The sequence below is a fragment of the Streptomyces sp. IBSBF 3136 genome (assembly GCF_036815105.1).
GTDB lineage: Bacteria > Actinomycetota > Actinomycetes > Streptomycetales > Streptomycetaceae > Streptomyces.
Window position 1 is genome coordinate 19,009 of the sequence record NZ_JAJSZC010000017.1, and the last position, 18,173, is coordinate 37,181.

At 72.6% G+C, this 18,173-nt stretch carries 20 protein-coding genes; 15 read left to right on the plus strand and 5 right to left on the minus strand.

The genetic code is table 11. The annotated features are described in order from the left end of the window. Nucleotides 1-133: 133 nt before the first annotated feature. Nucleotides 134-760: a TetR family transcriptional regulator gene (locus tag V7E45_RS06020; protein WP_333773022.1), complete on the minus strand. Its 627-nt coding sequence runs from the start codon at nucleotides 758-760 to the stop codon at nucleotides 134-136. Between the two features lie 144 nt (nucleotides 761-904). On the opposite strand from V7E45_RS06020, the gene V7E45_RS06025 reads away from it, so the two are divergent. The 3 genes from V7E45_RS06025 (at nucleotide 905) to V7E45_RS06035 (ending at nucleotide 2,635) form a co-directional block, all read left to right on the plus strand. Continuing rightward, on the plus strand, nucleotides 905-1,072 hold the full coding sequence (locus V7E45_RS06025) for a hypothetical protein (protein WP_333773023.1): 168 nt from the start codon (nucleotides 905-907) through the stop codon (nucleotides 1,070-1,072). A gap of 32 nt (nucleotides 1,073-1,104) precedes the next feature. Further along, nucleotides 1,105-1,380, plus strand: a complete 276-nt coding sequence (locus V7E45_RS06030; protein ID WP_333773024.1) for a DUF4190 domain-containing protein — start codon at nucleotides 1,105-1,107, stop codon at nucleotides 1,378-1,380. 85 nt (nucleotides 1,381-1,465) lie between these two features. Then, the gene (locus tag V7E45_RS06035; protein ID WP_333773025.1) at nucleotides 1,466-2,635 is read left to right on the plus strand and encodes a cysteine desulfurase family protein; all 1,170 of its coding nucleotides are present in this window, start codon (nucleotides 1,466-1,468) and stop codon (nucleotides 2,633-2,635) included. Between the two features lie 42 nt (nucleotides 2,636-2,677). Here the strand turns inward: V7E45_RS06035 and V7E45_RS06040 are convergent, their stop codons facing one another. Then, nucleotides 2,678-3,352: an N-acetylmuramoyl-L-alanine amidase gene (locus V7E45_RS06040; RefSeq protein WP_333773026.1), complete on the minus strand. Its 675-nt coding sequence runs from the start codon at nucleotides 3,350-3,352 to the stop codon at nucleotides 2,678-2,680. A 60-nt stretch (nucleotides 3,353-3,412) separates the two neighbouring features. On the opposite strand from V7E45_RS06040, the gene mnmA reads away from it, so the two are divergent. Continuing rightward, nucleotides 3,413-4,543 carry a tRNA 2-thiouridine(34) synthase MnmA gene (gene mnmA, locus V7E45_RS06045; RefSeq protein ID WP_333773027.1) on the plus strand — a complete coding sequence of 377 codons (1,131 nt, stop codon included), beginning with the start codon at nucleotides 3,413-3,415 and terminating at the stop codon, nucleotides 4,541-4,543. Between the two features lie 30 nt (nucleotides 4,544-4,573). Here the strand turns inward: mnmA and V7E45_RS06050 are convergent, their stop codons facing one another. Continuing rightward, nucleotides 4,574-5,356, minus strand: coding sequence for an alpha/beta fold hydrolase (locus tag V7E45_RS06050; protein WP_333773028.1), 783 nt, complete (start codon nucleotides 5,354-5,356; stop codon nucleotides 4,574-4,576). Between the two features lie 37 nt (nucleotides 5,357-5,393). Further along, nucleotides 5,394-5,717, minus strand: a complete 324-nt coding sequence (locus V7E45_RS06055; protein WP_333773029.1) for a DUF427 domain-containing protein — start codon at nucleotides 5,715-5,717, stop codon at nucleotides 5,394-5,396. 51 nt (nucleotides 5,718-5,768) lie between these two features. Here V7E45_RS06055 and V7E45_RS06060 point away from each other — a divergent pair, with 51 nt between their 5' ends. The 5 genes from V7E45_RS06060 (at nucleotide 5,769) to V7E45_RS06080 (ending at nucleotide 12,770) form a co-directional block, all read left to right on the plus strand. Further along, nucleotides 5,769-6,308, plus strand: coding sequence for a TIGR00730 family Rossman fold protein (locus V7E45_RS06060; protein ID WP_333773030.1), 540 nt, complete (start codon nucleotides 5,769-5,771; stop codon nucleotides 6,306-6,308). A gap of 7 nt (nucleotides 6,309-6,315) precedes the next feature. Next, nucleotides 6,316-7,014 carry an SDR family oxidoreductase gene (locus tag V7E45_RS06065; protein ID WP_333773031.1) on the plus strand — a complete coding sequence of 233 codons (699 nt, stop codon included), beginning with the start codon at nucleotides 6,316-6,318 and terminating at the stop codon, nucleotides 7,012-7,014. Nucleotides 7,015-7,057: 43 nt separating this feature from the next. Beyond that, a complete protein-coding gene (locus V7E45_RS06070; protein ID WP_333773032.1) occupies nucleotides 7,058-8,059 on the plus strand; it encodes a methionine synthase in 1,002 nt (333 codons plus the stop codon). A gap of 75 nt (nucleotides 8,060-8,134) precedes the next feature. Further along, nucleotides 8,135-10,270: an NAD-dependent DNA ligase LigA gene (ligA, locus tag V7E45_RS06075; protein WP_443055952.1), complete on the plus strand. Its 2,136-nt coding sequence runs from the start codon at nucleotides 8,135-8,137 to the stop codon at nucleotides 10,268-10,270. Between the two features lie 259 nt (nucleotides 10,271-10,529). Continuing rightward, nucleotides 10,530-12,770 (plus strand): putative bifunctional diguanylate cyclase/phosphodiesterase, encoded by a 2,241-nt coding sequence (locus V7E45_RS06080; RefSeq protein WP_333773034.1) that lies wholly within the window; start codon nucleotides 10,530-10,532, stop codon nucleotides 12,768-12,770. A gap of 21 nt (nucleotides 12,771-12,791) precedes the next feature. On the opposite strand, the gene V7E45_RS06085 is transcribed toward V7E45_RS06080, so the two are convergent. Further along, nucleotides 12,792-13,370: a TetR/AcrR family transcriptional regulator gene (locus V7E45_RS06085; RefSeq protein ID WP_333773035.1), complete on the minus strand. Its 579-nt coding sequence runs from the start codon at nucleotides 13,368-13,370 to the stop codon at nucleotides 12,792-12,794. Nucleotides 13,371-13,455: 85 nt separating this feature from the next. On the opposite strand from V7E45_RS06085, the gene V7E45_RS06090 reads away from it, so the two are divergent. The 6 genes from V7E45_RS06090 (at nucleotide 13,456) to gatB (ending at nucleotide 18,093) form a co-directional block, all read left to right on the plus strand. Further along, the gene (locus V7E45_RS06090; protein ID WP_333773036.1) at nucleotides 13,456-13,827 is read left to right on the plus strand and encodes a DUF4267 domain-containing protein; all 372 of its coding nucleotides are present in this window, start codon (nucleotides 13,456-13,458) and stop codon (nucleotides 13,825-13,827) included. Between the two features lie 93 nt (nucleotides 13,828-13,920). Then, nucleotides 13,921-14,415, plus strand: coding sequence for a cupin domain-containing protein (locus V7E45_RS06095; RefSeq protein ID WP_333773037.1), 495 nt, complete (start codon nucleotides 13,921-13,923; stop codon nucleotides 14,413-14,415). 109 nt (nucleotides 14,416-14,524) lie between these two features. Further along, on the plus strand, nucleotides 14,525-14,821 hold the full coding sequence (gatC, locus tag V7E45_RS06100) for an Asp-tRNA(Asn)/Glu-tRNA(Gln) amidotransferase subunit GatC (RefSeq protein ID WP_004925108.1): 297 nt from the start codon (nucleotides 14,525-14,527) through the stop codon (nucleotides 14,819-14,821). A 5-nt stretch (nucleotides 14,822-14,826) separates the two neighbouring features. Then, complete coding sequence (gatA, locus tag V7E45_RS06105) at nucleotides 14,827-16,326, plus strand: Asp-tRNA(Asn)/Glu-tRNA(Gln) amidotransferase subunit GatA (protein ID WP_333773038.1); 1,500 nt, start codon at nucleotides 14,827-14,829, stop codon at nucleotides 16,324-16,326. Next, nucleotides 16,323-16,562, plus strand: a complete 240-nt coding sequence (locus V7E45_RS06110) for a hypothetical protein (RefSeq protein ID WP_190018530.1) — start codon at nucleotides 16,323-16,325, stop codon at nucleotides 16,560-16,562. The genes gatA and V7E45_RS06110 overlap by 4 nt, the downstream gene beginning before the upstream one ends. Nucleotides 16,563-16,578: 16 nt before the next feature. Then, nucleotides 16,579-18,093 carry an Asp-tRNA(Asn)/Glu-tRNA(Gln) amidotransferase subunit GatB gene (gene gatB / locus V7E45_RS06115; protein WP_333773039.1) on the plus strand — a complete coding sequence of 505 codons (1,515 nt, stop codon included), beginning with the start codon at nucleotides 16,579-16,581 and terminating at the stop codon, nucleotides 18,091-18,093. The last annotated feature ends 80 nt before the right edge of the window (nucleotides 18,094-18,173 follow it).

Consider the following 18,173-nt stretch of genomic DNA (forward strand, 5'->3'; position numbering starts at 1 on the left):
ACGCCCCCGACGGCCGGCCCGTTGGGCCGCCCGACGGCCGCCCGGCGGCTCCCGACGCCCGCAGGGCGGACCGGGAGGACCGGCAGGGCCGACCGCGACGGCGGAAGTGGCGCGAAAGCGCGCCCCGAGGGGGTCAGTCCCGCCAGTGCCGGCGGCCGATGGTGATGAGCCGCAACTGCCGCGTGGCGAGCTGGGCGACGCGCTCGCGCTCGTCCTCGGGCGAGTCCAGCGTCTCCAGGAAGAGCGAGGCGGTGATGAGCATCTGGTCGACGTAGAGGTGCGCGAGCATCAGCAGGTCGTCGTCGTTCCACCCCTCCGCCTGCGGGTCCTTGGCCAGCTCCGTCTTCACCTCTTCGGCGAAGCGCGCCAGTTGGGCGCGAATGGCCTCACGGACCGGCTGGACTCCGCCATGCCGCTCACGGGCGATGAAACGGACGTGTGCGGGGTACCCGTCCACGTGACGGGCGATCAGTTCCACGGCGCGCGTGATGCGCTCCTCGCTGTCGCCCGCGGTGGACACCGTCGTCCGCACCATCGGGTGAAGGCTGCCCAGCGCCTCGTCGACCAGGGCCACACCGAGGTCGGCGGTGGAGCGGAAGTGCCGGTAGAAGGCTGTCGGGGCGACGCCCACGGCACGGGTGACCTCGCGCAGACCGAGGCTGCTCAGGCTCTGCTCCTCCAGCAGCACGAGCGCCGCGTCCAGGAACGCCTGCCGGGTCTTCTGCTTCTGGGCCTGCCGGATGCCGAGGGTGTGACTCATGTCTCCAGTTAACAACTGTTCTCCGAAAAGGGAAAGCCGAACGACAGGGTAGACTCGAAGTCAGTGAACAACTGTTACTACAACTGTTCACCCAAGCTTCACGCAGGCCATACACGAGGCATCTCTGAGGGGGGATCTCATCCCATGCTGTTCCTCGTCGCCGCACTCATGCTGCTCGGTGTGGTGCTGGGCACCGTCGCCCACGCACCCCTGACCTTCACCGCCGTCGCGGCCGCCGTCATCGCCGCCTGGCTCGGCATCTTCGCGATCCGCGAGCGTCACGGCCGCCGTCGGCACCCGTCGGCCAACTGACCGTCCGCCACGACTTCCAGGAGCTGAGCACCATGCAACTCACCGCACCGGCCGCGGGCCGCAGCGCCGAAAGCCGCCCGCGCGACCCCGACGGCATGGCCGTCGCGTCGTTCATCCTGGGCCTTCTCGGCCTGCTCGTCCTCAACCTCTTCCTCGGCCCGATCGCCATCGCCCTGGCCGCCGTCGCCCTCTGGCGCGGGACCTCCCGGCGCGGCCGTGCCTACCTCGGCCTGACCCTGGGCGTGGCCGACCTGGTCGTCCTGCTGGTCTCCATGGACCTCTCCCACACGGTCTCCTGGAGCCTGTGACGCCCGGCCGGCGCCCCGAGGACGACGGGGCGGAGCCGCCCGGCACCGCTGACGCCGTGGACAGGCCCGTAGAATCGGCCACACCATGGCTTACCTCGACCACGCCGCGACGACCCCGATGCTCCCGGAGGCGGCGGAGGCGCTGACCGCCCAGCTGAGCATCACCGGCAACGCGTCCTCCCTGCACGCCTCCGGCCGCCGGGCCCGCCGCACGGTCGAGGAGGCCCGCGAAACCCTGGCCGAGGCGCTGGGCGCCCGCCCCAGCGAGGTCGTGCTCACCTCGGGCGGCACCGAGGCCGACAACCTCGCGGTGAAGGGCCTGTACTGGTCCCGCCGCGGCGCCGACCCGGCCCGCACCCGGGTCCTGGCCAGCCCCGTCGAGCACCACGCCGTGCTCGACGCCGTGCACTGGCTCGGCGAGCAGGAGGGCGCCACCGTCGAGTACCTCCCGGTCGACTCCTACGGCCGCGTCCACCCCGAGGCGCTGCGCGAGGCCATCGCCCGCGACCCCGACGACGTCGCCCTGGCCACCGTGATGTGGGCCAACAACGAGATCGGCACGATCCTGCCGGTCCGGGAACTGGCCGCCGTCGCCGCGGAGTTCGGCATCCCGCTGCATGCCGACGCGGTGCAGGCCTTCGGTCAGGTCCCCGTCGACTTCGGCGCCTCCGGCCTCGCCGCGATGACCGTCTCGGGGCACAAGATCGGCGGCCCCTACGGCATCGGCGCGCTGATCCTCGGCCGCGAGTACACCCCCGTGCCCGTGCTGCACGGCGGCGGCCAGGAACGCCACGTCCGCTCCGGCACCCTCGACGTCCCCGCCGTCGCCTCCTTCGCCGTGGCCGCCCGGCTCGCCGCCGAGCAGCGGGGGTGGTTCGACCGCGAGATCGGCGCCCTGCGGGACCGGCTGGTCGACGCCGTGCGCGAGGCCGTCCCGGACGCCATCCTCGGCGGCGACCCCGCCCCCGGGGGGCGCCTGCCCGCCAACGCGCACTTCACCTTCCCCGGCTGCGAGGGCGACTCCCTGCTGCTCCTGCTGGACGCCCAGGGCATCGAGTGCTCCACCGGTTCGGCCTGCACCGCGGGCGTCGCCCAGCCCAGCCACGTCCTGCTCGCCACCGGCACCGATCCGGACCTGGCCCGCGGCACCCTGCGCTTCTCCCTCGGCCACACCTCCACGGAGGCCGACGTCGAGGCCGTCGCCAAGGCCATCGGACCGGCCGTCGAGCGGGCCCGCGCCGCCGGCCTGACCTGACGGGGCGCCCGGTCGCCCGGCCGCTTCCGTCGTCCGGGTCGCTCAGGCCGCCGAGGGCTCACGCGCGGCGCGGACCAGCCGCAGGTACCGGTCCCAGTCCCAGAACCGCCCCGGGTCCGTGTGGTCCGTCCCCGGCACCTCCACGTGCCCGACGATGTGCTCCCGGTCGACCGGTATGCCGTAGCGCCCGCACACCGCCGCCGTCAGCCGCGCCGAGGACGCGTACAGCGCGTCCGTGAAGGAGGAGGCGTCCGCCACGAAGCCCTCGTGCTCGATGCCGACACTGCGCTCGTTGTACGCCCGGTCGCCCGCGTGGAACGCCACGTCCAGCTCACGGACCAGCTGGGTGATCCGCCCGTCCCGGCGCACGATGTAGTGCGCCGCCGCGCGGTGCGCCGGGTCCTGGAACACCTTCACCGCCGACGCGTAACCGCCCTGCGTGACATGGACGACCACCCGGTCGACCCGGTAGTCGTCCGGCCGGTCCGCCCGCCGGTAGTTCGCCGCCGAGGCCGGCACCCAGCGCGCGCCCCGGAAGTCGACGGCGCCCGCCACCCGCGGCTTCTCCACGCCGGGCAGCCGCCACCACAGCCGGGACAGCTCGTCGCGGGCCAGCACGGCACTGCCCACGGCGGCCGCCGCCCCGCCGACCAGCAGGGCCCGCCGCCCGATCCGGCGGTCCCCGTCCTGCGCAGCCACGCCCTTCGTCGCCCCCATGTGATCGTCAACGGATATCCGGCCGACCCGGTTCCCACGCCCCCGTACCCTGGAAGGGCTATGACTGACACCCCGCAGCGCACCCGTCCCCTCCGTGTCCTCGCCGCCATGTCCGGCGGCGTCGACTCCGCCGTCGCCGCCGCGCGCGCCGCGGAAGCCGGTCACGACGTCACCGGCGTCCACCTCGCGCTCTCCGCGAACCCCCAGTCCTTCCGCACCGGCGCGCGCGGCTGCTGCACCATCGAGGACTCGCGGGACGCCCGCCGCGCCGCCGACGTCATCGGCATCCCGTTCTACGTCTGGGACCTCGCCGACCGCTTCCGCGAGGACGTCGTCGAGGACTTCGTCGCCGAGTACGAGGCCGGCCGCACCCCCAACCCGTGCCTGCGCTGCAACGAGAAGATCAAGTTCGCGGCGCTCCTCGACAAGGCGCTGGCCCTCGGCTTCGACGCCGTCTGCACCGGTCACTACGCCCAGGTGATCCTCAAGGAGGACGGCTCCCGCGAGCTGCACCGCGCCTCCGACATGGCCAAGGACCAGTCGTACGTGCTCGGCGTGCTGGACGAGCGGCAGCTCGCCCACGCGATGTTCCCGCTCGGCGACACGGTCACCACCAAGGACGAGATCCGCGCCGAGGCCGAGCGCAGGGGCCTCGCCGTGGCGAGGAAGCCCGACTCGCACGACATCTGCTTCATCGCCGACGGCGACACCCAGGGCTTCCTCGCCCAGCGGCTCGGCAAGGCGGAGGGCGACATCGTCGACGAGTCCGGCGCCAAGCTGGGCACGCACGAGGGCGCCTACGGCTTCACCATCGGCCAGCGCAAGGGCCTGCGGATCGGCACCCCGGCCGCCGACGGCAAGCCCCGCTACGTCCTCGACATCTCCCCGGTGGACAACACCGTGACCGTCGGCCCCGCCGCCGCCCTGGACGTCACCGCGCTGACCGCGGTCAAGCCCCGCTGGTGCGGCACCGCGCCGACCGCCCCCGCCACCTACACCGCCCAGCTCCGCGCGCACGGCGGCGAGACCGAGGTCACCGCGGCACCGGTCGACGGCGAACTGCGCGTGACCTTCACCGAGCCGGTCCGCGGCGTCGCCCCGGGCCAGGCGATCGTGCTCTACGACGGCACGCGCGTGGTCGGCTCGGCGACGATCGCCTCCACGACCCGGGCGGCCGCGGCGGCCGTCTGACGTCGTACGCCGGGCGACGGGCCCGGGCACTCAGCCCGCGAAGAACTCCGCCAGCACGGGCCCCAGCACCTCCGGTTCCACCATGTGGGTCTGCCCGTCCAGGACGCGGTACGCGCCTTCGGGCACCGCCTCGGCGACCGCCCGGCCCGCGGCGCGCATCCACTCCGGGCTCGCCCCGCCCACCACGGACAGGACGGGCACGGAGACGGCCGCGAGCCGCTCCCGGGGCAGCAGCCCGTCGCCCATCACCGCGTCGTCGTACGCCAGGCTCGCCGCCACGGCCTCCATGCCGGACCACATCGGCGACTGGCGGGCACCCCGGATCATCTCCTCGCCGAGGCCCGTCAGCCGCAGGAACAGCTCGACGGCGTCCCCGCGCCGGCCCTCCGCGAGCGCCTTGCCCAGGCTCTCCTTGTACACGGCCTCACGCTCCGCGCCGCCCTCCATGTGGTCGGCGAACGGCGCCTCGTACACGGCCACCTGACGGACCGGCAGCCCGCTCGCCGCCGCCTCCAGCACCAGCGCGCCACCCGAGGAGACACCGAACAGCGCCGCCTCGCCGCCCACCGCCTCGACCAGTGCCGCCAGGTCCTCCACCTCGCGCTCCACCGCGTACGGCGCCGTGTCCCCGCTCTCGCCGCGGCCGCGGCGGTCGTAGACGACGGCCGTGCACCGGTCGGCGAGCCGGAGCGCGAGGGGCGCCAGGGTGCCGCCGGTGGACATCGCGCCGCTGGCCAGGATCACCGTCGGCCCCTGGCCGGTCACCCGGTACGCGAGGGAGGTGCCGTCTCGGGAAGTCGTCTTCTTGTCCATGCCCTAGCAGACTGCCGTACGCCGCCGAATTCAGCGGTCACGACACGTCGGCCTCGTAGAAGCAGAGGTGGTCCTTGATCTCCGCCACCTCCGGCTTCGGATCCGGATAGGCCCACGCGAGGTCGGGGGCGCCGGGCAGCGACCAGTAGGAGGCGGTGCCCTTGAAGGGGCAGACGGTGTGCGTGTCCGAAGGGGTGAGCAGTTCCAGGCGGACGTCCTCGGCGGGGAGGTAGTACCGCTCCGGACAGCCTGTCTCGCGCAGCACGAGCGGGCGGTCGGTCTCCGCGAGCACCTGGCCGCCGTGCACCACGCGCACGTGCCGCTCGCTCTTCTCGATGGTGATCGTGTGTCCTCGGGTCATACAGGGGCAGCGCGCGCGGGCCCGTACTTCTTCCCACGTACGGTGAAGGACATGAACATCTGCGTCTTCCTGTCCGCCGCCGACCTCGACGACCGCTACACGCGACCCGCGCGCGAGTTCGGGGAACTGATCGGCAAGGCCGGTCACACCCTTGTCTGGGGCGGCTCCGACACCGGTCTGATGAAGGTCGTCGCCGACGGTGTGCACGAGGCGGGCGGCAGGCTGGTGGGCGTCTCCGTGGAGTTCCTGGCGAACAAGGCGCGGCCCGGCGCGGACGAGATGATCGTCGCCGCCGACCTCGCCGAACGGAAGAAGCTGCTGCTGGAGAAGGCCGACGCCGTGGTGATCATGGTGGGCGGCACCGGGACGCTCGACGAGGCCACCGAGATCCTGGAGCTGAAGAAGCACGGCCGGACCGAGAAGCCGGTGGTGCTGCTGAACACGGCCGGCTTCTACGACGGCCTCGCCGAACAGTTCCGGCGCATGGAGGAGGAGGGCTTCCTGCCCCGGCCGCTGGTGGAGCTGATCCACGTCGCCGAGGAGCCGGCCGCCGCGCTGGCCCACCTGGAGGAGCGGCTCGCGGGCCACTGATGCGAGCATGGCGGGCATGGCTACTCATGTGATCACCGGGGCCGGTTCCGGCATCGGCGCGGCCGTCGCCCGCCGGCTGCACGCGCGCGGGGACGAACTCGTCCTGCACGCGCGCGACGCGGGACGGGCGAAGGAGCTGGCCGCCGAGTTCCCCGGCGCGCGCACCCTGGTCGGCGACCTCGCCGACCCCGACAAGCTGTCCTGGGCCTTCTCGCACCAGACACTGCCGGACCGGGTGGACTCGCTCCTGCACATCGCCGGTGTCGTGGACCTCGGTGAGGTCGGCGAGCTGACCCCGAAGGCCTGGCGCCACCAGCTCAACGTCAACCTGGTCGCGCCCGCCGAGCTGACCCGGCACTTCCTGCCCCAGCTGCGCAGCGCGCGCGGCCATGTGATCTTCGTCAATTCCGGCTCCGGGCTGAACGCCCACGCCGGCTGGTCCGCCTACGCCGCCTCCAAGCACGGCCTGAAGGCACTGGCCGACTCCCTGCGCGAGGAGGAGCACGGCAACGGCGTCCGCGTCACCTCCGTCTACCCCGGCCGCACGGCCAGCCCCATGCAGGCCAAGGTGCACCAGCAGGAGGGCAAGGAGTACGACCCGGGCCGCTGGATCGACCCCGAGTCGGTGGCGACGACCGTCCTGATGGCCCTGGACCTGCCCGCGGACGCCGAGGTCAACGACCTGACGGTGCGTCCCGGCCGCTGACCGCGGCGCACCCGGGGCCCGAAGCCTACGTAGGCTTCACCCCGTGGACGAGAACATTCGCTTCGGCCCCGCGACCGGCATCGGGTCCCTGCCCGGCGGGGACGCCCGGGAAGCCGCCAAGACCGTCACCGGCAGCGTCGAGGACTTCCCCTTCCTGGCCGAGCTGCCCGCCCGGGGACCCGGCGCCGACATGATCGGCCGGACCGCCGGGCTGCTGGTCGAGCTGTACGCGCGCGTGGAGCCCAGCGGCTGGCGGCTCGGCGACCGGCCGGGCCGGGACACCAAGCGGGCCCGGTCCTGGCTGGGGGAGGACCTCGACGCCCTGGAGGAGTTCACCCAGGGGTACGAGGGCGACCTCAAGGTGCAGGCGGTCGGGCCGTGGACGCTGGCCGCCGCCCTGGAGCTGCGCAACGGGGAGGCCGCCCTGTCGGACCCCGGCGCCTGCCGCGACCTCGCCGCCTCGCTCGGCGAGGGCCTGCGGGTGCACCTCGACGAGGTGCGGCGCCGGGTGCCGGGCGCCCGGGTGGTGCTCCAGCTCGACGAGCCCTCGCTCACCGCCGTGCTGCTCGGACAGGTGCGGACCGCCAGCGGCTACCGCACCCACCGGGCCGTGGACCGGCAGGTGGTCGAGGCCACCCTGCGGGAGGTCGTCGGTGCGCACGCCGGCGGGCCCGTCGTGGTCCACTCCTGCGCGCCCGGCGTGCCGTTCGCCCTGCTGCGCCGGGCGGGCGCCGCCGCCGTCTCCTTCGACTTCTCGCTCCTCACCGAACGTGACGACGACGCCATCGGTGAGGCGGTGGAGGGCGGCACCCGGCTGTTCGCCGGTGTCGTGCCGGGCACGGACGGCCCATTGTCGGACCCTGCCGGTAGCGTCATGGGTGTCAGGACGCTGTGGCGCAGGCTGGGGCTGCGTCCGGGGCTGCTCGCGGAGGCGGTCACGGTGACCCCGGCGTGCGGGCTCGCGGGCGCTTCCCCCGCCTACGCGCGCCAGGCGCTCGCCCACTGCGTCCGGGCGGCGAGATCCCTCGCGGACAACCCAGAGTAACGGGAGGACAACACGGTGGCCGGCGACAAGCAAGCCCGGGTGACGGCGGTGCCCGCCGAGGCCCGCGAGAAGCACATGCAGCTCGCGGAGCAGGTCGAGGAGCACCGCTTCCGGTACTACGTGAAGGACGCTCCCGTCGTCAGCGACGCGGCGTTCGACAAGCTCCTGAAGACGCTGGAGGCGCTGGAGGCGGAGTACCCCGAGCTGCGCACCCCGGACTCGCCCACCCAGAAGGTCGCCGGGTCGTACGCGACGGAGTTCACCGCCGTCGAGCACCGCCGGCGGATGCTCTCGCTGGACAACACCTTCAACGACGACGACCTGGCCGCCTGGGCCGACCGCATCGCCCGGGAACTGGGCGAGCAGGAGTACCACTTCCTGTGCGAGCTGAAGGTCGACGGCCTCGCGGTCAACCTGACCTACGAGCACGGCCGCCTCACCCGCGCGGCCACCCGCGGCGACGGCCGCACCGGCGAGGACATCACGCCGAACGTCCGTACGATCACGGAGATCCCGGACCGCCTCGACGGCGACGACGTGCCGGACCTGGTGGAGATCCGCGGCGAGGTCTACTTCCCGATGGAGAAGTTCCTCGAGCTGAACGAACGCCTGGTCGCCGCAGGCGACAAGCCCTTCGCCAACCCCCGCAACGCGGCGGCCGGTTCACTGCGGCAGAAGGACCCGCGGGTCACCGCCACCCGCCCGCTGCACATGGTGGTCCACGGCATCGGCGCCCTGGAGGGCTTCTCGGGGATGACCCGCCTCTCCCAGGCCTACGACCTGCTGAAGACCTGGGGCCTGCCGACCTCCCCGCACAACCGCGTGGTCGACGACCTCGACGGCGTCCGCGCGTTCATCGCTCATTACGGCGAGAACCGCCACTCCGTGGCGCACGAGATCGACGGCGCCGTCATCAAGCTCGACGAGATCCGCCTCCAGGGCCGCCTCGGCTCCACCGCGCGCGCCCCGCGCTGGGCGATCGCCTACAAGTACGCGCCGGAGGAGGTCAACACCAAGCTCATCGACATCAAGGTGGGGGTGGGGCGCACCGGCCGGGTCACGCCGTACGCCCAGGTCGAGCCGGTCACCGTGGCGGGCAGCGAGGTCGAGTTCGCCACCCTGCACAACCAGGAGGTCGTCAAGGCCAAGGGCGTGCTCATCGGCGACACCGTCGTCATCCGCAAGGCCGGTGACGTCATCCCGGAGATCCTCGGCCCGGTGGTCGATCTGCGGGACGGCGACGAGCGGGAGTTCGTGATGCCGGGCGAGTGCCCCGAGTGCGGGACGGCGCTGCGGCCCATGAAGGAGGGCGACATCGACCTCCGCTGCCCCAACGCCCGTGGCTGCCCCGCCCAGTTGCGCGAGCGGGTCTCCTACCTCGCGGGCCGCGACTGCCTGGACATCGAGCACTTCGGCGCGGTGGCCGCCGCCGCGCTCACCCGCCCGCTGGAGCCGGCCGCCCCGCCGCTGGTCGACGAGGGCGACCTGTTCGACCTGACGGTGGAGAAGCTGCTGCCCATCAAGGCCTACGTCCTCGACCCGGACAGCGGGCTGCCCAAGCACGACCCCAGGACGGGCGAGGAGAAGGTCGTCACGGTCTTCGCCAACCAGCAGGGCGAGCCCAAGAAGAACACCCTCGCCCTCCTGGAGAACATCGAGGCGGCGAAGTCCCGGCCGCTCGCCCGCTTCCTGAACGGGCTCTCCATCCGGCACGTCGGCCCGGTCGCGGCGCAGGCCCTCGCCCGCGAGTTCCGCTCCCTCGACCGCATCGAACAGGCCACCGAGAAGGAGCTGGCCGGCACGGACGGCGTCGGCCCCATCATCGCCGCCGCCCTCAAGGAGTGGTTCGCCGAGGAGTGGCACCGCGAGATCGTCCGCAAGTGGAAGGCCGCCGGAGTCCCGCTGGAGGACCAGGCGTCGGGCGAGGACGAGGGACCGCGCCCGCTGGAAGGGCTCACCGTCGTCGTCACCGGCACCCTGGAGAACTTCACCCGGGACGGCGCCAAGGACGCGCTGCAGAGCCGCGGCGCCAAGGTGACCGGGTCGGTGTCCAAGAAGACCTCGTTCGTGGTGGTCGGCGACAACCCGGGATCGAAGTACGACAAGGCGATGCAACTCAAGGTCCCCGTCCTGAACGAGGACGGTTTCGCCGTCCTGTTGGAGCAGGGACCCGAGGCGGCGGCCGAAGTCGCGCTTCCCTCCCCGGAGTAGCGGTTGAAGGCCACCCGTTCGGTGCATATCAGTTGCATACGGGTGGCCCGGGCGCATTCGGGCAACCGTCGACGACCGCTGCCCGAGGAAGCCTTCAGCGTCCTACTGTTGAGGTGTGCGCCTGCCGTGCCCAGCTGCGGCTGGGGCATCTCCCTGCCCGCGAAGGGCACGGGGAAGGTTTCTTCAACGCGGAGCCGCTGATGGTTGTCGGGCATCGGGCCGCGTGGCGTGGGCACCGCCGGCTGTGAGAGGGACGGGAATGGAACCGACCGAGAGCGCCGCTCCGGACTCATGGCTGCGCCTGCGCCGCCGTGCGGTCGCGTGGCGGGAGAGCCGGTGGACCGGGCGGGGCTCCGAGCGCACGGGCGTCCGGCCGCGCCCGGCCGGACCCGGTGCCTCCGCCGAGACGCACACACCGATCCCCCTGGCCGTCGAACCCGTCCCGGCGCTGCCCGGCGGCGCCGCCGAACGGCACCTGCCCCGGCCGCCGCTGCCCACCGCCGTCGTGGCCGTCGCCGGATGCGTCCTGGGCGCCGGCTTCCTCAGCGCGTTCACCCACCACCACGCCCTCTTCCCGTGCGACACGCTCGGCTGGTCGCTGGCCGTGCTCACCGGCATCATCGTCGGCCACCTCGTGATGCTCGGCCGCGCCCGCTGGTGGGGCGGCACCGGCTCCGGCGCCGCCCTGACCCTCGCCGTCCTGCTGCTGTACGGCTGGGTGCCCGCCGGGATGGTCAGCCTGACCGTCGTCGTCCTGGTCGGCATAGCCAGGCGGCACCGCTGGCGGCAGGGCGTGCTGCACGGGGCCGTGGACATCGTCGGGATCGGCGCCGGCGCCCTGGTGCTCGGCTCCTTCGGGCGGGTGCCCAGTGTCGAGGAGCCCTGGCGGCCCGAGAGCTGGGGCATCACCACCGTGCCCGAGGTGGTGCTCGTCGCGGCCGCCTACCTCGCGGTCAGCCGCGGCCTGCTCTGGTACCTGCACGCCCCGCGCGGTGGCGGACTGCCCACCGTCGCCCGCACCGCCCTGGTCAGACAGGGCCTGGTCGCCATCGCGCTGCTCGGCATCGCGCCCCTGGTGTGCGTGGTGGCCGACGCCCAGCCGATCCTGCTCCCGCTGTTCGCCATCCCGCTCATCGCCCTCGACTCCACGCTGTGGATGGCCCGGGCCCGCGCCGAGGAACAGTTGCGCGACCCGCTGACCGGATTGCCCAACCGGCAGTGGCTGCTGGAGCGGATCTGGACCGCGCTGGACGACGCCGAACGGATCGGCGCGCGCGCCGCCCTCATGTTGATCGACCTCGACCGTTTCCGGTCGGTGAACGACACCCTCGGTCATCTCGCCGGTGACCGGCTGCTGCTCCAGATCGCCGACCGGCTGCGGATCGCCCTGCCGCGCGGCGCGGAGGCGGCCCGGCTCGGCGGTGACGAGTTCGCCGTCTTACTGCCCGTCGCCGACTCCACCACGTCGGCCACGCGGGTCGCCCGCGGCCTCGTCGCGGCCCTCAGCTCCCCGCTCGACCTGGACGGCCTCACCCTCGTCCTGGAGGCCAGCGCGGGCGTCGCCGTCTTCCCGGACCACGCGCTGGACGCGGAGGGGTTGCTGCGGCGGGCCGACGTGGCGATGTACCAGGCGAAGCGCGACCGCACGGGCGTCGAGGTCTACGAGTCCAAGCGGGACTCCAACACCCCGGACCGCCTCGGCCTGCTGGGTGACCTGCGCCGGGCGCTGGACGCGCACGAGGTGCAGGTGCACTACCAGCCCAAGGTCCGCTTCGACGGGCAGGTCGTGGGTCTCGAGGCGCTGGTGCGCTGGGTGCACCCGGAGCGCGGGAAGGTTCCGCCGGACGAGTTCATCGCCATCGCCGAGTCCTCGGGGCTGATGCCCCATCTGACGGAGTACGTGCTGGAGACCGCCCTCGGGCAGGTCGCCCGGTGGCGGGCGCAGGGGCTCAGGGTCCCGGTCGCCGTGAACGTCTCCCCGCGCGACGTCCACACGCCCGGCTTCGCGGGCTCGGTCGCGGCCCGCCTGGCCCGGCACGGTGTGCCGGCGGGAGCGCTCCAGCTGGAGATCACCGAGCACGTCCTCCTGGAGGACCCGCAGCGGGCCGCCGACACCCTCGCCGGGCTCACCGGGCACGGGGTGAAGATGTCGCTGGACGACTTCGGCACGGGCTACTCCTCGCTGGTGCACCTGCGCCGGCTGCCGGTCAGCGAGCTGAAGATCGACCGGTCCTTCGTCGCCCGGCTGGCGGTGGACAACGAGGACGCGGAGATCGTGCGCTGCACGGTCGACCTGGCGCACTCGCTGGGCCTGCTGGTCGTCGCCGAAGGGGTCGAGGACGACGAGACCTGGGAGCGGCTGCGCGACCTGGGCTGCGACGCGGTGCAGGGCTGGCTGGTCGCCGCCGCGATGCCGCCGGACGAGACGACCGCATGGCTGCGCGCCCGCGGCTCCCGGGGCTGGCAGCGGCCGCGCGCGGCCCTGCCGGCGGCCGAGTAGCCCTTCACCCGCCGCCTCCGGTCAGCCGCGCGTGAAGTGGTCGATCAGCAGCCCCAGCCTCCTGTCGTGCGCCTCCTCCGGGAGCCTGCCGCTCCTCGTGAGCGTCGCCAGGCCGTGCAGGGCCGCCCAGAACGTCTCCGTCAGCGGGACCGGTTCCTCGCCCCCGGCCGCGACCGGTTCCACCACGCCCAGCAGCTCCCCGAACGCCTCCCGCAGCGGTGCCGGTGGCCCGTCCGTCGCGAAGGGCAGGTCCACCAGGTGGGTGAACATCGCGTCGTAGAGGGCGGCCCGGCGCCGGGCGAAGGACGTGTACGTCTCCGCCACCGCCGCCAGTGACTCCCGCACCCCCCGTACCGCCGAGCGCGCCGCCCGCAGCTCCACGGCCAGGTCCGCGCAGCCCCGCACCGCGACCGCCGCCATGATCGCGTCCTTGCCCCTGAAGTGGCTGTAGAGCACCGGCTGGCTGTACTCGATCCCGGCGGCCAGCCGGCGTGTGGTCACCGCGTCCCAGCCCTCCGCCTCCGCCAGTTTCAGCGCGGCCGTGACGATCAGCCGCTCGCGTTCCGCTCGTTCGCGCTCACGGCGCCGCTGGATCGACATGGTCGCGATTCTAGCGGTGCTAGCCATTCTGTCGACGCTCTGCTAGCTTCGCTCTTGCATCTAGCGCTGCTAGCAAGGAGTGGGAATGACCGTCACCGCGTACACCCTGGCCGTCGTGCTCGACCTGTTCTGCCTGTTCCTCGGCTACCGGTTCCTGTTCCAGCCCGGTGCCGCGGCCGCCGGCTACGGCGTCCCGGCCGACCCCGGCGGCGACGCCGGCGCCTACCTCACCGTCAAGGGCTCGCGGGACGGCGCCTTCGGCGTGGTGGGGCTCGCGCTGCTCGCCTTCGCCGGCGCGCACGCCGAGGCCTGGTTCATGCTCGCCGTGGCTCTCGTCCCGCTCGGCGACACACTGATAGTGCTGCGCAACGGCGGCGCCAAGGCCGTCGCCTTCGGGGTCCACTTCGCCACCGCGGTCGTCGTCCTGATCAGCGCCGCGTTGCTCTTCCTCGTCTGACCGCCTCGGCACCCGTCCGACCACGTCCGTACTCGTCCGTGCTCGTCCGTGCTCGTCTGTACACGTCCGCACCAGCACCGGGGGTCCAAGCAGATGTCGCTGTTCGTTCCGAAGTTCGACGAGACCGTGATCGTCCGCGAGGCCGAGGCCGAGGTGGTCGGCCGCGCGCCCACCACCGTGCGCCTGCTGGCCGACAGCAGCCGGACCGGCGGAGCCCTGTCCACCCAGCGCGTCACCCTCAGGGCGGGCGCCGACGGCGCCAAGCCGCACTGGCACGACAACTCCGCCGAGATGTTCTTCCTGCTCGACGGCGCCGCCGAGATCCTCTCCGGCGACGACGTCGTCACCGCCGGCCCCGGTGACCTGGTCGTCGTCCCTCCAGGCCGGCCGCACGCCTTCGCCGCCGTGCCCGGAGCCGACGCCGACCTGCTCATCGTCCTCACCCCGGGCGTCGAGCGCTTCGAGTACTTCCGCCACCTGCGGCGCGTCGCCCTCGGAGAGGTCACCCCGGACAGTCTCCTGGAGGTCCAGGAGCTGTACGACAACCACTTCCTGCGCAGCGCGGCCTGGGACGGACGGCACGGCTGAGCGGCGCCACGGGGCGGGGCGGGGCAAACCGTTTCACGGGCACCCGCTCCGGCCCCATAGGATTGGGGCCAGCCCAAAACCGCAAACTCTCACCCCAGAGGATCGCTGCATGCCTGGCATCACGCGCGAGGAGGTCGCCCACCTCGCCCGGCTGGCGCGTCTGGAGCTGAAGCCCGAAGAACTCGACCACTTCGCGGGACAGCTCGACGACATCATCGGCGCGGTCGCCCGCGTCAGTGAGGTCGCCGACCAAGACGTACCGCCGACCTCGCACCCGCTCCCGCTGACGAACGTCATGCGGCCGGACGAGGTCCGTCCCTCGCTCACCCCCGAGCAGGCGCTCTCCGGCGCCCCGGCCCAGGAGCAGCAGCGTTTCAAGGTGCCGCAGATCCTGGGTGAGGAGTGACCACCATGACGGACAGCAACATCATCAAGCTCACGGCCGCGCAGATCGCCGAGAGGATCGCCGCGGGCGAACTCACGGCCGTCGAGGTCACCGAAGCCCACCTCGCCCGCATCGAGGCCGTGGACGAGAAGGTCCACGCCTTCCTGCACGTCGACCGCGAGGGCGCCCTCGCCCAGGCGCGCGCCGTGGACGAGAAGCGGGCCCGCGGCGAGAAGCTCGGCCCGCTGGCCGGCGTCCCGCTCGCGCTCAAGGACATCTTCACCACCGAGGGCGTGCCGACCACCGTCGGCTCCAAGATCCTCGAGGGCTGGATCCCGCCGTACGACGCGACGCTCACCAAGCGGCTGAAGGCCGCCGACGTGATCATCCTCGGCAAGACCAACATGGACGAGTTCGCCATGGGGTCCTCCACCGAGAACAGCGCCTACGGCCCGACCGGCAACCCCTGGGACCTGACCAAGATCCCCGGCGGCTCCGGTGGCGGTTCCTCCGCCGCGCTCGCCTCCTACCAGGCCCCGCTCGCCATCGGCACCGACACCGGCGGCTCGATCCGCCAGCCGGCCGCCGTCACCGGCACCGTCGGCGTGAAGCCGACGTACGGCGCGGTCTCCCGCTTCGGCATGGTGGCGTTCTCCTCCTCCCTCGACCAGGGCGGCCCCTGCGCCCGCACGGTCCTGGACGCGGCCCTGCTGCACGAGGTCATCGCCGGGCACGACCCGCTGGACTCCACCTCCATCGACGCCCCCGTGCCGCCGGTGGTCGAGGCCGCGCGCAACGGCAGCGTCGCCGGCATGCGAGTCGGCGTGGTCAAGCAGTTCCGCGGCGAGGGCTACCAGGCCGGCGTCGTCCAGCGCTTCGACGAGTCCGTCGCGCTGCTCAAGGAGCTGGGCGCCGAGATCGTCGAGCTGGACTGCCCGTCCTTCGACCTCGCCCTGTCGGCGTACTACCTGATCGCCCCCTCCGAGTGCTCCTCCAACCTCGCGCGCTTCGACGGCCTGCGCTACGGCCTGCGGGTCGGCGACGACGGCAGCCACTCGGCCGAGGAGGTGACCTCCCTCACCCGTGAGGCGGGCTTCGGCCCGGAGGTCAAGCGGCGCGTCATGCTCGGCACCTACGCCCTGTCGAGCGGCTACTACGACGCCTACTACGGCTCCGCGCAGAAGGTCCGCACGCTCATCACGCGCGACTTCGAGAAGGCGTTCGAGCAGGTCGACGTGATCGTCTCCCCGACGACCCCGACCACCGCCTTCGCGATCGGCGAGCGCGCGGACGACCCGATGGCCATGTACCTGGCCGACCTGTGCACCATCCCCACCAACCTGGCGGGCAACGCGGCCATGTCGCTGCCCTGCGGCCTGGCCCCGGAGGACAACCTCCCGGTGGGTCTGCAGATCATCGCCCCGGCCCTGAAGGACGACCGCCTGTACAGGGTGGGTGCCGCCGTCGAGGCCGCCTTCGTGGAAAGGTGGGGGCACCCGCTGCTCGAGGAGGCTCCGTCGCTGTGAGTGCACTGAACAAGGCCAAGGGCTTCAAGAAGTCGAAGTCCGGCACGTACCTGTCGATGGCCGGGACCGCGTTCGGCGCGTTCGGTGTGGCCAAGCAGATCAAGAAGGCGCGCGCCGAGCAGGACACGCTGCGGCTGATCGACGCCACCGTGTCCGCCGTCGCGATCGTCACCGGCCTCGCCATCCTCTACCGCGAGCTGAAGCGGCTGGGCGACGACGACGTCCTGCTGGGCTGAGAGGGAAGTTTTCACCGTGACCATCACGACCGACCTGGTGTCGTACGAGGACGCGCTGGCGTCGTACGACCCCGTCATGGGCCTTGAGGTCCATGTCGAACTCGGCACCAAGACCAAGATGTTCTGCGGCTGTTCGACGGCGCTCGGCGCCGACCCGAACACCCAGACCTGCCCCGTCTGCCTCGGCCTGCCGGGCGCGCTGCCGGTCGTCAACGCGACCGGCGTGGAGTCCGCGATCAAGATCGGTCTCGCGCTGAACTGCGAGATCGCCGAGTGGTGCCGCTTCGCCCGGAAGAACTACTTCTATCCGGACATGCCGAAGAACTTCCAGACCTCCCAGTACGACGAGCCGATCGCCTTCGACGGTTACCTCGACGTGCAGCTGGAGGACGGCGAGACCTTCCGCGTGCAGATCGAGCGCGCCCACATGGAGGAGGACACCGGCAAGTCGACGCACGTCGGCGGCGCCACCGGCCGTATCCACGGCGCGTCCCACTCCCTGCTGGACTACAACCGCGCCGGCATCCCGCTCATCGAGATCGTCACCAAGCCGATCGAGGGCGCGGGCGAGCGCGCTCCCGAGGTCGCCCGCGCGTACGTCCGCGAGCTGCGCGAGCTCATCAGGGCGCTCGGCGTCTCCGAGGCCCGCATGGAGATGGGCCAGATGCGCTGCGACGTGAACCTCTCGCTGCGCCCGCACGGCACCGAGAAGTTCGGCACGCGCTCCGAGACGAAGAACGTCAACTCGCTGCGCTCGGTGGAGCGTGCGGCCCGCTTCGAGATCCAGCGGCACGCGGCCGTGCTGTCCTCGGGCGGCACGATCGTCCAGGAGACCCGCCACTTCCACGAGGACACCGGGTCCACGACCTCGGGCCGCGTGAAGGAGGAGGCCGAGGACTACCGGTACTTCCCGGAGCCTGACCTCGTCCCGGTGGCCCCCTCCCGCGAGTGGGTCGAGGAGATCCGCGCGGCGCTCCCCGAGCTGCCGCTGGCCCGCCGCACCCGGCTGCTCGCCGAGTGGGGCGTCTCCGCCACCGACATGCAGTCCATCACCAACGCCGGCGCGCTGGACCTGATCGTCGCGACGATCGACGCCGGTGCCGACGCGGCCTCCGCCCGCAAGTGGTGGATGGGTGAACTGGCGCGCAGCGCCAACGAGTCCGGCAAGGCGCTGGACGAGCTGCCGATCACCCCGGCGCAGGTGGCCCGGGTGACCGAGCTGGTCACCAAGGGCGACCTGAACGACAAGCTGGCCCGCCAGGTCATCGAGGGCGTCCTCGCCGGCGAGGGCACCCCGGACGAGGTCGTCGACAAGCGCGGCCTCAAGGTGGTCTCCGACGACTCGGCGCTCGGCACGGCCGTCGACGAGGCCATCGCCGGCAACCCGGGCATCGCGGACAAGATCCGCGGTGGCAAGGTGGCCGCGGCCGGCGCCCTGGTCGGCGCGGTCATGAAGGCCACCCGCGGCCAGGCCGACGCGGCCCGCGTCAAGGAGCTGATCCTGGAGAAGCTGGGGGTGAGCGAGGGCTGAGTCCCCGCTCCCGTACGGCCCCGGAGGCATGCCCTCCGGGGCCGTACCCGTGTCCGGTCCCGGAGCCGCTACGCTCGCCC